At 40.6% G+C, this 14,718-nt stretch carries 8 protein-coding genes; 7 read left to right on the top strand and 1 reads right to left on the bottom strand.

Features of this window, described 5'->3' with window-relative positions:
• Positions 1 to 602: 602 nt before the first annotated feature.
• From V7K35_RS06360 to V7K35_RS06345, 4 genes are all read left to right on the top strand, one after another.
• On the top strand, positions 603 to 1,760 hold the full coding sequence (locus tag V7K35_RS06360) for an AAA-like domain-containing protein (RefSeq protein ID WP_335077326.1): 1,158 nt from the start codon (positions 603 to 605) through the stop codon (positions 1,758 to 1,760).
• Between the two features lie 574 nt (positions 1,761 to 2,334).
• Positions 2,335 to 3,750 (top strand): AAA-like domain-containing protein, encoded by a 1,416-nt coding sequence (locus tag V7K35_RS06355; protein ID WP_335077324.1) that lies wholly within the window; start codon positions 2,335 to 2,337, stop codon positions 3,748 to 3,750.
• 758 nt (positions 3,751 to 4,508) lie between these two features.
• Positions 4,509 to 8,180 (top strand): AAA-like domain-containing protein, encoded by a 3,672-nt coding sequence (locus tag V7K35_RS06350; RefSeq protein WP_335077322.1) that lies wholly within the window; start codon positions 4,509 to 4,511, stop codon positions 8,178 to 8,180.
• A gap of 571 nt (positions 8,181 to 8,751) precedes the next feature.
• A complete protein-coding gene (locus V7K35_RS06345; protein WP_335077320.1) occupies positions 8,752 to 9,594 on the top strand; it encodes a zinc-dependent peptidase in 843 nt (280 codons plus the stop codon).
• 328 nt (positions 9,595 to 9,922) lie between these two features.
• Here the strand turns inward: V7K35_RS06345 and V7K35_RS06340 are convergent, their stop codons facing one another.
• Positions 9,923 to 10,567: a class I SAM-dependent methyltransferase gene (locus V7K35_RS06340; RefSeq protein WP_335077318.1), complete on the bottom strand. Its 645-nt coding sequence runs from the start codon at positions 10,565 to 10,567 to the stop codon at positions 9,923 to 9,925.
• Between the two features lie 138 nt (positions 10,568 to 10,705).
• Here V7K35_RS06340 and V7K35_RS06335 point away from each other — a divergent pair, with 138 nt between their 5' ends.
• The 3 genes from V7K35_RS06335 to V7K35_RS06325 all read left to right on the top strand — a co-directional run bounded on the left by V7K35_RS06335 (position 10,706) and on the right by V7K35_RS06325 (position 14,543).
• Positions 10,706 to 12,364, top strand: a complete 1,659-nt coding sequence (locus V7K35_RS06335) for a glycosyltransferase family 39 protein (RefSeq protein ID WP_335077315.1) — start codon at positions 10,706 to 10,708, stop codon at positions 12,362 to 12,364.
• A gap of 77 nt (positions 12,365 to 12,441) precedes the next feature.
• Positions 12,442 to 12,909, top strand: a complete 468-nt coding sequence (locus V7K35_RS06330; protein ID WP_335077313.1) for a MarR family winged helix-turn-helix transcriptional regulator — start codon at positions 12,442 to 12,444, stop codon at positions 12,907 to 12,909.
• Between the two features lie 161 nt (positions 12,910 to 13,070).
• Complete coding sequence (locus V7K35_RS06325) at positions 13,071 to 14,543, top strand: HlyD family secretion protein (protein WP_335077311.1); 1,473 nt, start codon at positions 13,071 to 13,073, stop codon at positions 14,541 to 14,543.
• Positions 14,544 to 14,718 lie beyond the last annotated feature (175 nt).

The raw sequence follows: 14,718 nt of genomic DNA, 5'->3' as shown, positions 1-14,718 counted from the left end.
GTAGGGAAGGAAAGGTGCTTCCCGTCGTAGGCGGAACGCCTTCCCGTAGGGTATGCGTTAGCCAAGCATTAACGATGTTCGCCTAGCGTCTCCCTCAGGAGAAGGAGCATCGCCCCCGAACCTGGAGGGACTTAGTTTCTGCCACGAATTCCATTTGTCAGGGCTAGGTGCAAGGGAATGAACCAATTATTTCATCAGCTAGTAAAACCAATGGCAAGGTGTGAAACATTGGCAACATTTTTAAATGGGCTAAGAAGTTGTTTGAAAAGTATGATTGTTAAAATTTAGATGCGTTTGCCCTAACCCATACCTCCTACACCCCTGTGTTTCTTGAGAGGTCAGAATTTTACTCATTTTTAGATCAAATTGATTAACTATCTTAAATTTCCTTGATTTTTACTTTTAGGTAAGAGAAGATAATTCTGCAAATGATATAGCGATCGCCTTCTCCACTATCTCTAAGATAATTGCTTTATAGTTATCTCAAAATACATAGCTTTTTTATCGAAGAATTTCTTTATTCATAGAATAATTCCATATAAATAATATTATGTCCTACAAAGTAAAAATATCCTATATAATTTTTAATAATTGACTTGACTATGAGATATCAAGTCGGTGGTAGCCTGAAGTATGATGACTCTACATATATTGTCCGTGAAGCAGACGAACAACTTTATACTGGATTAAAAACCGAAAATTTTTGTTACGTCTTCAACTCTTACCAAACAGGCAAATCATCTCTACTACACCGGACTATTTATCGCTTAGAAAAAGAAAATCATATATGTGTTTATCTGAGTTTAGCTCTATTAGGTACTAATCAAATTACACCTATACAATGGTATAAAGAGATTATTTTCAGCCTGTTTCACAAGTTAAATCTGACAAAACGGGTCAATTTTGAGAGTTGGTGGGAGCAACAATCAGAGCTTGATACTGTACAAAAACTGTATCAATTTGTTGAACAAGTATTGCTGAGAGAAATTCAAAATAATCGCATTTTTATCTTTATCGATAATATTAATAGCCTGTTAAATTTGAATTTTCCGGTCAACGATTTTTTTATCTGGATTAGTTACTGTTATGAGCAGCAAGCACATAACTCAAATTTTAAACGTTTGGGTTTTGCTTTGTTTGGTGTAGCTAGTCTATCTAACCTAATTGTTGCTCGACATCGAACCCCCTTTAAGATTGGTCAAGCAATTAAATTATGCGACTTTCAATTACATGAAGCTATGCCCCTGCTTGAAGGTTTAGAAGAAGTAGTCAGCCAGCGACAGGCAATATTACTGCATATTATCCATTGGACAAGAGGACAGCCGTTTCTCACCCAAAAGCTTTGTCAGTTAGTTGTGCAAGTTGCCTTAGAAAGTTATAAGACACCGATTACCATACCGAACGGTACTGAAGGATATTGGGTAGAACAGTTGGTGCGATCGCGCATTATTCAACATTGGGAATTTCAAGATGAACCTAAACATCTTCGTACTATAAGAGATCGCTTACTTTTTGACGAACACAAAGCAGGAAAGTTATTAAACATTTATCAACAGGTGTTACAAGTAGAGGGACTAAGGAATAGGAACCCGATAGAAAACTTGATACCAGCCGATAATAGTGAAGAACAGACAGAACTGTTGCTATCTGGTTTGGTGGAAAATTATAACGGCTATCTGAGAGTTAAAAATCCGATTTACCGGAGTGTTTTCACTCCTCAATGGGTATCAAGACAGTTGGAAAATCTTCTCTTTTCTTAATAAGAACTAGTAATCAGAATACATCTGTTAGATAAGTTCTGCATTGCTTATTTGATAAATAAGTATAAATTGCTACTATGAATACACATTTAGTCGTATATCTGTGGACTTTGCTTGTGCATAATTTCTGCCGAGTTTTGATCATCAGTAGTTTTATAACTATTAATACTCAGTATGTATAGTTATCCTAAAGCGATAATATTTTTGTAACACACAAACAGAAAAGTCATAACTTATATAAATTAAAAATATTACATTATTTATTTAATCCTATCTATACAAATTTAGGCAAAGACAAGTCCTTTATTTCTTCAAAGAGTTTTTGCAAGACTACCATGAAAATACCGAGTTTAAAAGTAGGAAAAGTAGGAAAAGTAAGATAAATAGATAATTGATGTCAGTATTTACTATCAAGCTAATATAATGTAACTTAGTTGATTAGAGTCTTTATGGATTTTACAAAAAAGGAAAAAATAGTGTATCAAAAATTGCTACATTAAATTTCAGTTTCAGTAGGTAAATAGAAAAAGTTATTGCTTGTGACACTCATTTATAATAAAAACCTGTAATAGCAATGTATAAAACTAAACGGACACGAGGAGTTGTACTAACATCCACAGGAATTAAACGGTTACAAACAGCAATTCTTTCTGTGGAGATAGTAGAAAATAAAGGCGAACACTTGAGTTTAGAAGAAATAAGCTCGCGCATTCATGTTTCTACTAGAACTTTGAGTAAATTATGGTCTTTAAGTGAAAGTGTAGATCAAAAAACTATAAAACTCTGCTTTAGCGCTTTTAATCTAGAATTACACAGCGAAGACTACACCATAGTCAACAAAGCAAATGAGACTGAAACATCTGAGTTATTATCTATTGCAAATATAGAAGAAGATTTATCTCAACGTTCCGAATTCACCTCATTTGTCAAAGAATATCATACACAAACTGAACAGATAGAAAATCTTTGGTCATACCCGGATGGCCCCGTACCTTTAGATTCTCACTTTTATATTGAACGTCCTCCATTAGAGAGAAAGGTTTACCGAGAAGTAACTACTAGTGGCTGCGTGATTTGCATTAGGTCTCCCAAACAGATGGGTAAAAGTTCTCTTGTGTTGCGCCTTTGTGCGTTTGCAGAGAAATTTGGGTATCAGACTGTGAATCTGAATTGCTACCAATTCGATAGTGAGTGTCTAACTGATTTAAATAAACTGTTGCGTCGTCTTTGCTGGAAAATTGCAACAGGGTTAGGTATTGACCCCAACCTTAAAGAAAAATGGAATGAAGAAATTGGCTACAACTTGAGTAGCGGCTTCTATTTAGAAAACTATTTGCTCGATCAATGTCAAAGCCCAGTGGTTTTAGTGTTGAATGAAGTTGACCGTTTTTTTGAATATCCTCACATTTGTCACGAGTTTTTTGCTTTGTTGCGGTCATGGTGTGAGGAAGCACGACACAATCCCAAGTGGCAAAAGCTGAGGTTAGTAATGGTTTACTCAACGGAAGAGTACATCTCTATGGATATCAACCTCTCTCCTTTTAATATTGGTCTACCTATTCGTCTGAACGATTTTACTCAACCACAAGTAGAAGATTTAGCTAGGCGGTATAGTTTAGACTCGTTTAAAGCTAAAGATTTTACCCAATTAATATCATTAGTAGGAGGACATCCAGCACTAATTCAGATTAGTTTGTACTATCTTAGGTCTCAAGAAATGACCCTCCAAGAAATAATAGAGGAAGCGATGGCCAATGGTGGCATCTACCGCGATCATTTATGGCGACAGTTGATCAAACTGCAAGAAAATCCTAGACTTGCCAAGACTTATGCTGAAATCCTGGCAGCAAAACAAGGTATTTCTCTTAATCCTATTGACACTTACAAGCTTGAAGGTTTGGGCTTAATTCGCTTTGAGGGCGATCGCATCTTACCACGTTGCGAACTCTACCGTGCCTATTTTGTCAAGCAACTATGTACAATTGTTTGATAGAGTAACAGTAAGGCATTGACTCAATATCAAGTACCGCGTAGGCGCAGCCCACCGTAGGCATCGCAGGATGCTGATAATATTTAAATACATCTAAGTAAGTAGGCACAATTAAACCAAACTACGTAAACTTATGTAAAGCACAATAAACGCATTGAATATAAGCTTTTAAGTAATTTATATTTCTTAATCTAGTTATATTTTTTAACGCCCATCTACTTATAACAATAGGAAGACATCAGCAATTTTCCGGGGAATTTAATGAGTAAACACTAATTAGAAACCTGGGCAATAATGCATAGTAAATATGCAAAAATAGTAATGGTTTGACCTAAAATCAACTAACCTATAGGACTACTGTTTGATTTCTAAATAATATCTCAGATATAGTTAGGACTTACGCAAAAATTGCCAAAAAGCCTAATTTATCGAACCGCCAAGACGCCAAGAGCGCCGAGAATTCGTAGAGTGTGCGTAAGTCCTAATAGTAAGGGACTGGGGACTAGGGACTGGGGAATGGGTGAAAAGCCTTTTTGTGTCTAAGTTTTATCATTTGTTAATGTCCTAACTACCTTGGCTGTTGCTATACAACCCTGATCAAACGGGCTTTTCAGTCTCAGTATTTTTTCAAAAATAAAATCGGAGTCCTATATTACATAAAGCTGTGCTGTAATATTTGCAATATTTACTTTTAATAATATATTCTACAAATTACTGATCATTTTGTTAATTACTTCGTTTAAAAATTACACTTAGATATGAGATATCAAGTAGGAGGTAGTCTCCGCAGCGACGACCCCACATATGTTATTCGTCAGGCAGACGAAAGACTTTATACCACCTTGAAAGCTGGGGATTTCTGTTACGTCTTCAACTCTCGTCAGATGGGCAAGTCATCCTTAGTACAGCGTACAAGTTATCGTCTTAGGCAAGAAGGGTATAGTTGTGTTTACTTAGACATGACCCGCTTGGGTATCGAGGATACTACACCAGATCAATGGTATAAAGGCATTATTATCAGCTTGATCTACAGCTTAAATTTAGCCGAACAGGTCAACTTTAAGCGTTGGTGGGAGATGCAAGCAGGCATTTCCTCGGTGCAAAAACTACACCTGTTTGTTGAAGGAGTTTTATTACCAAATATTCATGAACGTATTTTCATCTTTATTGATGAGATTGATAGCCTGCTGAGTTTAAGTTTCCCAATTAACGACTTTTTTGCCTGGATTCGTCAGTGCTATAATCTACGACCACATAACTCAAACTTTGAACGCTTGGGATTTGCACTATTTGGTGTAGCAAGTCCCTCTGACCTGATTGCTGATAAACGCCGCACACCCTTTAACCTTGGTAAAGCAATTGAGTTACACGGCTTTGGACTCCATGAAGCCACGCCCTTGCTTCTAGGATTAGAAGAAGTAGTCAGTCAACCACAAACAATACTACAAGAGGTTATTTATTGGACAGGCGGACAACCCTTTCTGACACAAAAACTCTGTGAGTTAATTACTGAAGTTGCCTTTGAAACTACTACAGGAATGATTACCCTACCTTCAGGTACAGAAGCATTGTGGGTAGAGCAATTAGTGCTTAAGCAGATTATTCAAAATTGGCAGTCACAAGACGAACCCGAACATTTGCGTACTATTCGCGATCGCCTTTTATTCGACGAACAACAGGCCGGGCGGTTGTTGGGTATCTATCAACAGGTATTGCAAGCAGAAGAGGCTCTTGAGCGGGAGAGCCAGGGAGCAGGAGAGCAGGGGAGCAGGGGAGAAGAGTTTTCCCCTTTACCCCTTCATTCTGTTCCGAGTGATGATAGTCGAGAACAGACACAACTGTTATTGTCCGGTTTAGTAGAAAGACACAACGGCTATCTCAAAATTAAAAATCCCATCTATCGAAATGTTTTTAATGCCCAATGGGTGTTAAGACAATTAGATAATCTCCGTCCCTACTCGCAAACATTTAACGCTTGGGTAGCATCGCGTTACAAAGATGAATCACGTCTGTTGCGAGGACAAGCTTTAAAAGATACTCAAAATTGGTCACAAGGCAAGAGTCTGAGCGATTTAGATTATCAATTTTTAGCCGCAAGTGTTGAATGCGATCGCAAAGAAGTGCAAATGGCATTGGAGGCAGCACGAGCCAAAGAGGTAGAAGCACGACTCGAACAAGAGAAAAGAACGGCTTTATTACAGAGATATCTACTAATTGCAGTAAGTATTGGGTTGCTCGTTTCTAGTAGTTTGGGAATAGGAACTTTCATTTTGTATCGCCAGACTCAAGAAAGCGAAACTCAAGCTAGAAACAGTGAAATTCAAGCGCTTGTATCTTCTTCTGTGGGATTGTTTGCCTCAAATCGAAAATTGGATGCACTTGTAGAAGCAATCAAAGCAAAAAAAAGACTGCAAAAATTAGGTAAATTAAATATAAATCTTGCACCTCAAGTGGAAAATGCACTGCAACAAGCAGTTTATGGAGCAGATGAATACAACCGTTTTTCTGGTCATACAGCAGCTGTTCTAGCTGTAGATGTCAGTCCTGACAGTTCTCTAATAGCCTCAGCAAGTCTAGATCAAACAATCAAGCTTTGGCGACGTGATGGTACACTAGTTGCAACTCTTAAAGGTCATAAGGGAGCAGTTAGGACAGTCAATTTTAGCCCTGATGGTCAGACACTCGCTTCAGCAGGTGAAGATGGCACTATTAAACTGTGGAAGCTAAACGGTGAGCCAGCACTGTTCGCGCAGCGTCTCCGCCAGGAGAAGACGGGTTTCCCGTCGCAGGCGACTGGCGAACCCCGAAGGGGTCAGTTGCTAAAAACTTTTAAAGGTCACACGGCTTTGGTCTGGGGAGTAGCTTTTAGTCCCGATGGTCAGTTCATTGCCTCTGCCAGTTGGGACAAAACAGTGATAATCTGGAAGCGAGATGGCACAAGGATTAATACGTTTCAAGGTTACATAGACGCATTTAACGGAGTAGCCTTTAGTCCCGATGGTCAGCTTCTTGCTGCCACAAGTGTAGACAAAACAGTAAAACTCTGGAAACGAGACGCTACAGGCTGGCAAAACGCCAAGCTAGTACAAACTCTCCAAGGTCACACTAGTTGGGTTCTAGGAGTAGCTTTCAGCCCTGATGGTAAGACTATTGCTTCATCAAGTGAAGATAAAACTGTCAAACTTTGGCAGCGAAATAGCACAGATGGAAGCTACCGCCAGTATCAAACTCTTACTGGACACAGTGCCGGGATTTGGAAAATTGCCTTTAGTCCCGATGGTCAGACTATAGCCTCCGCCAGTCTCGATAAAACAATTAAACTTTGGAACATTGATGGTACAGAACTGAGGACGCTCAGAGGTCACACTGCGTCAATTTGGGGAGTGACTTTTAGCAAGGACGGTAGCTTTATTGCTTCGGCAGGCGCGGAAAACGTTGTCAGACTCTGGCAGAGTGAAAACCCATTCCAAAAGTCTATCATTGCCCATCAGTCCGGGATTTGGTCAATCGCTATCACCTCCGACAGTTCGACCATAGCCACAGCTAGCCACGAAAATACCGCGAAATTTTGGAGTCGCCAAGGCAAATTGCTCAAAACTTGGACTGAATCTGGAGGCTCAATCTCCCAGGTTTCATTCAGTGGAGATGATAAATTAATTGGTCTTGTCATTAACTATAATACGGTAAAACTCAAGAAGCCAGACGGCACCAATGTTGCTACTTACAAAGTTCCTTACAGCAAAATCATCGGAGCGCTATTAAGTCCAGATGGTCAAACAGTTGCGATCGCAACTGTTGAAAAGATTGCTCAGATATGGCAACGCAATCGCTCTGCACCGCAGATTCTCAAAGGACATCAAGCAGAAGTTTGGCAAGTTGTATTTAGTCCAAACGGTCGATTCATTGCTTCAGCCAGCGGCGACGGTAGTGTTAAGCTGTGGACGCTTGATGGTAAGTTGTTTACAACTCTTGTAGGACACAGTGCAGCAGTATGGAGAGTTGCCTTTAACCAAGACGGTAAAATGGTAGCTTCTGGAAGTGGCGACAATACTGTTAAGCTGTGGACGTTGGATAGTAAGTTGCACAAAACACTTAAAGGTCACACAGCCGCCATTTGGGGAGTTGCGTTTAGTCCCGATGGAAAAATACTTGCTTCTGGTAGCGTAGATGCTACTGTCAAACTCTGGAAGCTTGATGGTACGGAAATAACGACCCTTAGAGGACATACCGCAGCGATTAGGCAAATTGCTATCAGCCCCGACGGGAGTTTTCTAGCTTCAGGGGGTGATGACAACATGCTCATTCTTTGGAATTTGCAGCGAATTCTCCACTTAGATGCACTGAATTATGGTTGCAAGTTGGTGCAGGATTATCTGAAAACTAACACAGCAGTTGACAAAGGCGAAACTCCTGCGGAGTCGCAGCGCTAACGCTTACTCTGCAATCACTCTCAGAACTGAATAGCACGCTTGTAAAGCCGAGTTCAAACTGAATTTTCGTTCTCAGTATTATCTCGTAGTTTTTTTCATAAATCAAATATGATTTCTATATTACCTAATATTTACAATTTGCGCGGTTTTTCTGAGGTAATGATTCTTCGATAATTTTACTCGCAATATTGACAAAATCTCTTTAACTGGCGCTTTATCTGCTTCTAGCTTCTTTATTCTCCGTAATAGTCGTTTTGGAATATACTTGCACTTTTTAACCAGGCGATCGCCATCTTTCCAAAACTCATAAGCTAATCGGCATTAAAATTGCAACATAGCCACCATTGCCCTTGTTTTTTGTCTTTCGATGCCACTTAATGACTAACTCACCCTGATTGAAGAGCTTATCTAATAAAGACTTTAACTCATCTACTGATTGGAATAGCAGTTCAATATATTCAGGTGTGGCTTTTCGATTATGCTCGTACTCTCGTTTATTTTTGTATTGTTTCTAGGTTGTCTGGATCTCCTGCTTGCCAGTAAATTAAATATATAACCTGTTCAAAAGTCAATGATTAAAACAATAGTTTTCTTTTTCATCATTGCACTGATTCTCACTGGGATTTTAGTCAATCCCATTTTAGTCAAAAGGCGAAGAAACCGTCTCAAACATCGTCCTTTTCCTCCACTTTGGAATGCTATTATTGAGAACACTCTTCCCATTTATCCTTGTCTTTCTCCCAATGAACTCAGACGACTTCAAGGACATATTCAAGTGTTCTTAGCAGAAAAGCAATTTATTGGCTGTAAAGGATTACAGGTAACAGAGGAAATGAAATTGACCCTTGCATCCGTCGCTTGTTTACTCCTACTAAATGAACGTGGGCAGTACTTCCCCAGACTTCGCTCAATTCTGGTGTATCCCAATACTTATTTTGTTCAGGAAACGACTTCTATCGGAAATTATGTTGTTGAAGAAAGGCGTGTGGCAAGATTAGGGGAATCGTGGACAACTGACCAAGTAGTACTGTCTTGGGAACAGGTGAAACAAGACACTAATAACTGGAGGGATGGACGTAACGTTGTGCTTCATGAATTTGCCCATCAGTTAGATCAAGAAGATGGTAAAGCTGAAGGAGTTCCGATACTGCAACGCAATTCTGACTATCCTATTTGGGCGAAGGTGATGACACAAGCATATCAGCAACTTTGTAATGATGTTATCCAAGGCGTAAAGACGGTAATGGATAGCTATGGCGCAACGAATCCCGCAGAATTTTTTGCCGTAGCAACTGAAACATTCTTTGAGAAACCGCACCAATTGTTATCCAAGCATCCAGCACTTTATGAGCAACTGCAACGTTACTATCAATTAGATCCTGTGCAATGGGTATCACACAATTTTAGATTTTAGATTTTAGATTTTAGATTGAAAAAAGCAATCAAGTCATTGGCTCTGTCATTTAATTTTAGATTTTGCGGAAAGTCTGTAGCAAGATCCCGCAGGGTGCGGAGGCTTCCTCCAATCAGAACTTTCCAAGACGGATTTTAGATTTATTCCACCAATAAATTTGCTTGCTCTCAGACCTTTTTAAATTTTGCGGAAAGTTGCATGGGCGGCTCTGCCGACTTGAGCAAACTTTCCAAGACGGATTTTGAATCTTCTCTACGAGAGGCTCCGCCAACAATTCCATTATCCAAAATTTAAAATCTAAAATTCGGTGAAGTACCCACTGCTTGGCTTAACTGCGGTAAGCTATGACGGCATAAAATGGGTCTCCTCCAGCTACACCCAACCACTGTAATAAATTTGGTAATGTTGACTTATGAGCTATAACTTCTGCCGTTGTAAATCCTGGAACTGAGGCGAAGTACTCTTTGACTAATTCTACTCGTTGTGCTTCTGAAGCCTCCCGCCAAGCTTGAATTGCCTTTTCAAAAAACATCCGGTTAGAAAAGTTGATAATTGCGACACCACCAGGTTTCAGGATGCGGTAAATTTCAGAAAATACTGCTTCTGGATATTGCACATACTGCACAGATACGCAATTGAGAACAGCATCAAAATCCTCATCTGGTAAAGGTAGCTGCGGATTTTCGTTAAGATTTTGGACAAAGTAATGATTTAAGCGGGGATTTCGTGCTAGTTCCTCATCGTTGAGTCCGTGTCCCTCCACATGGTCAAACTCCATCTCATCTGGCAGATGAGACACCCAACTGCTCATCATATCAAAAATGCGGGTGTTGGGTTTGAGGCGATCGCGATATAAATCCGTTAGCTGTTGAATAAATCCTTCATCGACATGGGTGACGAAGCGGGGATAGGCATAGAACAGCTTATCGTCTGTGTCGTCTAATTTCAGGCGTTGATTCGGTCTTAACTGCATAAATTTCTGTTTGGGATTACTTTTTCCGAAAAATGCGGCAATTTCAGGTATTTTTTCACAATCACTATGTAAGATATTTTAATAACAGCAGGACACATAAACTCGTCTAAATAGCAGCATTCAATTTTGCTCAATTAAATGTTCTATAAACTACACTTCTTGCAGCATATTTGGCGACAAATCCGTCTAGTCAGATTATTACCCTATTTTAGTTTGTTAGTTTGGATACTGCCCTTATTATTACTTACTTCTGGGCACAATAGTCTGATGGCACATGACGAAGGGCTTTACGCATCGCGTGCCCGTCTGATGTTTGATTCTGGTAATTGGATAGATCCTTGGGAAAGGGCACATCATAAAACCCCTGGTCCTTATTGGTTAATTGCCAGCTTCTACAAGCTGTTTGGGATCAGTGATACCAGTGCGCGTCTTCCTAGTATGATTGCTGGGATTTTTAGTTTATGGCTGGTGTATGAAATCGGCAAAATTATGCTGGGCAAAAAATTAGCTTGGCTAGCTGCTGCAATTTTAAGTGTGGAATTTCTCTGGCTGCAATACTGCCGCTTAAGTACACCTGATGTACCGATGATTTTATTGGTACTTTTAGCTATTTTGTCTTTAATAAAAACAGAATTACATTTTAAACATCGCTATTTTTGGAGTTTTATAGCTGGTTTAAGTTTAGGTTTAGGCTTCTTAGTCAGAAGCTTTATGATTTTTTTGCCTATTATAGCTTTATTCCCTTATTTAATTTGGGAACATCGCCGTCATCGTCATCTTACTAACCCAATTTTGTATTTAGGCTTTTTCGTAGGTTTAATCCCTACCTGTATTTGGCTGTGGTTAAACTGGTTGCACTATGGAAATCAAAGTTTTGAGGAGTTGTTCAAGTTTGTTGTGCGGCAAGGTTCTGAGGATAATTATAATAATGGGCCGCTGTTTTATATATGGAATATCCCTTTAATAGCATTTCCTTGGGCTTGTTTCGGGATTTTAGGTTTAGTTTCGACTCTCCGTCGTCCCATTCATCGTTACCAGTTAATACTAGTTGGCTTTCCACTTGTCCTATTTTGTGAACTTAGTATTTTTAGCAGTCGTTTCCCTCACTATAGTCTCTGCCTTTATCCGTTCATAGCTTTATTTGCATCTGTGGGTTTAAACTGGTTAGGCAATATTTACCAAACAGGCATTCCCTCACAATTCCCTCTTCAAAAACGTGGAATAAATATATTATCCCTTTTTGCCATCAAGAATCTGCCTCGAAATCTCAGTTATGGCTTTGGTGGGTTAGGTGTTTTACTTGTGATAGCAAGTATCGGCGTTCTTAGTTGGGGTGGTTCTGATATTCGTAAGTATGCAACTATTGGCTTGGCTATGGGCTTGGGTTGGTTAATTTTGCCTGTAGTGTGGATTAGTCGTTATCACTTTGGTAATAAGTTTCTCACAGCCCGTTACTGGATTGCAGGTTGGTTAATTCCCTGTTGGCTAGCTTTGGCGGCGACAGGTAGCATAGGGCTGTTAAGTGACTATAACCCTGCTTTGAAAGTGTTTTTACAACAACCTGCGATCGCCTCAATTATCCAAACTTATCCTACCTACTATGTGGAAATAGACGCTAAAACCAAAGTACTGCTTAATTTCTATCTTTCTATTCGCCCCCAACCAGTAATCTCTATTTCTCAAGTACCAGCTTTGAGCTATGCTTGGATCTATACTGACCAGTCTTCTAAATTATCTCGACCTCACCGCATTCTTGGTACAGTAAAAGAGTATCAGTTGATTCAAGTTCTTCCCTAAGACAGATACAAATCAACTATTGCTAAAAAAGATCAATCTTGGTAAAATAATAGTACGTACACTAAATATTTTACTCAATGGTTTCTACATCTAATCACTCCCCACCTTTACAGTCGTGGCAGCAAAATCTGGCACCATACAATTTGGGCTACAGAATAAAATTAGTCTCACAACTCCTCAGTCGCAAGTTTACTGAGAAACTAGAACCGTTTGGACTTACGCCATTTCACTGGCTAGTGTTGTGCTGTTTGTGGCAAGAAGATGGTTTACCAACTTCTTGTATTGGGGACAAACTCAAACAAGTGGGAGGGACTTTAACAGGCGTACTAGATCGGATGGAAGAACGCGGCTTGGTGCGTCGAGAACGCGACACCCACGATCGCCGCATCTGGCGAATCTGGCTAACGGATGCAGGTAAGCAATTAGAAGTTGTCTTACCGCCTATTGCGGCAACAGTGCGTGATGAAGCAATGGACGGTATTTCCTTCGCTGACCGGGAACTGTTTTCCCAAATCTTAAACCGGGCGATCGCTAACCTCTCCTAAAGATTATCACACTATCACCCGACCGGGGGAGGTAGTGTGAAGATTTATTTTGAGATAATAGTACGCATACTAAGGAAAAAAGATTTTTTTCCGGAAATATTACGCATTCTAAATAAACGACTATTAATCAAATTATTGAACGAGCAAGCGAGGTAACCATCATGGGCGCTAATACTTTGAACGGACGCAACGGACACAAGACCCCAGTTTTAGAAAAACAAGTGATTCCTGATTTAGAGAGTTTAGAAGCTTTGACAACAGAGACATCCGCAACAGCAGAAGCACCGATTGTAACTCCTGAGATAGAGAAAGAAGTTCCAGCGAAACCGAAACGGAAAAAACCGACTGGTTTAATTTTGGCAGGATTAGGCGTGGGTGCAATCGCCGCAGGTACTTTTGGTTTTCACTACTGGCAATACGCTTCCACCCACCAGGAAACAGACAACGCCACCGTTGCCGGAAATATTCACCAAGTTAGTACCCGCATTCCCGGAACTGTGAGTCAGGTGCTTGTGAATGATAACCAACTGGTGCAACCGGGACAATTGTTAGTCAAGTTAGATCCACGGGACTATGAAAGTCAGGTACAACAAGCAGCAGCAGCCCTAGAAAATGCGCGTGGTCAGGCGCAAGCCGCCCAAGCAAATATTGCCTTAACTTCCCAAACTACCACTGGTAAGACAAGTCAAGCGCAGGGCGATGTCAGCGGTGCGGTAGCAGCAATTTCTACAGCCCAAGCAGCAGTACAAGAAGCCCAAGCCGGGATACCAGCGGCGCAAGCTGAAGTCAGACTAGCCCAAGCGGGGATTCCCGCCGCCCAAGCGCAGGTAGCGCAAACAAATGCGAATTTGGAAAATGCCCAAGCAGATTACAATCGTTACAACCAGTTGTATAAAACAGGCGCGATCGCTCGTCAGCAGCTAGACGCAGCCAAGGCAACTTATAATGTGGCTACGGCACAAAAAAATGCCGCTATTCAGGGAGTAGAACAAGCCCAAGCTAAGTTAGCCTCTGCCAAAGTTGGTGTAGCCAAAGCCCAGTCTCAACTAGCACAAGCGCAAGAAAATGTCACCAACGCCCAAGCTAAATTGGCAGCATCTAAGGGAGGATTGCAACAAGCGACTGCTGGCGGACAAGATACAACAGTAAAACGTAGTCAATACGAAGCGGCAAAAGCGGCGATCGCCCAATCAGAAGCATCGCTAAAAGATGCACAATTGCAACTATCTTATACCAATGTTACTGCTCCCAGTGCTGGACGAGTCGGGAGGAAAAATGTGGAAATTGGCAACCGAGTTGCAGCGGGAGCACCATTAATGGCGATCGTGGATAACAACTATTGGGTAGTTGCGAACTTCAAAGAAACCCAATTAGAAAAGATGCGGCCCGGAGAACCAGTAGAAATCAAGCTGGATACTTTCCCTCATCACACCTTTATTGGTCGTGTTGACAGTGTTTCGCCAGCTTCCGGCGCTCAGTTTGCCTTATTGCCACCGGATAATGCTACAGGTAACTTTACCAAAGTTGTACAGCGCATCCCAGTTAAAATAGTTTTCGACCAAAAGAGCATTCAAGGGTATGAATCGCGGATTACTCCGGGGATGTCTGCGGAAGTTGCCGTGGAAGTCAAGTAATATCATGTCCACTAAATTACCCATAATAAAAGAACCCCACCCCCAACCCCTAAGAGCAGGCTCTTAGGGGAGATAAAGCATAGCTTTGGCTCTTTGGGGTTTTGCGGGTTTAATAAGTAATCAAACGGTAAACGTTATAATACCAAATTGCCTGCAAACAGATGGAAAATCTCTT

It is taken from the genome of Nostoc sp. (genome assembly GCF_036917275.1).
GTDB lineage: Bacteria > Cyanobacteriota > Cyanobacteriia > Cyanobacteriales > Nostocaceae > Nostoc.
The sequence above is the reverse complement of the archived record's forward strand: the minus strand, read 5'-3'. Positions and strand labels throughout refer to the sequence as shown.

What these genes read in the sequence shown, in the direction of transcription:
- V7K35_RS06335 (WP_335077315.1), top strand. Translation starts at nt 10,706, where the DNA reads ATGTTCTATAAACTACACTTCTTGCAGCATATTTGGCGACAAATCCGT.
- V7K35_RS06330 (WP_335077313.1), top strand. Translation starts at nt 12,442, where the DNA reads ATGGTTTCTACATCTAATCACTCCCCACCTTTACAGTCGTGGCAGCAA.
- V7K35_RS06325 (WP_335077311.1), top strand. Translation starts at nt 13,071, where the DNA reads ATGGGCGCTAATACTTTGAACGGACGCAACGGACACAAGACCCCAGTT.
- V7K35_RS06360 (WP_335077326.1), top strand. Translation starts at nt 603, where the DNA reads ATGAGATATCAAGTCGGTGGTAGCCTGAAGTATGATGACTCTACATAT.
- V7K35_RS06345 (WP_335077320.1), top strand. Translation starts at nt 8,752, where the DNA reads ATGATTAAAACAATAGTTTTCTTTTTCATCATTGCACTGATTCTCACT.
- V7K35_RS06355 (WP_335077324.1), top strand. Translation starts at nt 2,335, where the DNA reads ATGTATAAAACTAAACGGACACGAGGAGTTGTACTAACATCCACAGGA.
- V7K35_RS06340 (WP_335077318.1), bottom strand. Translation starts at nt 10,567, where the DNA reads ATGCAGTTAAGACCGAATCAACGCCTGAAATTAGACGACACAGACGAT.
- V7K35_RS06350 (WP_335077322.1), top strand. Translation starts at nt 4,509, where the DNA reads ATGAGATATCAAGTAGGAGGTAGTCTCCGCAGCGACGACCCCACATAT.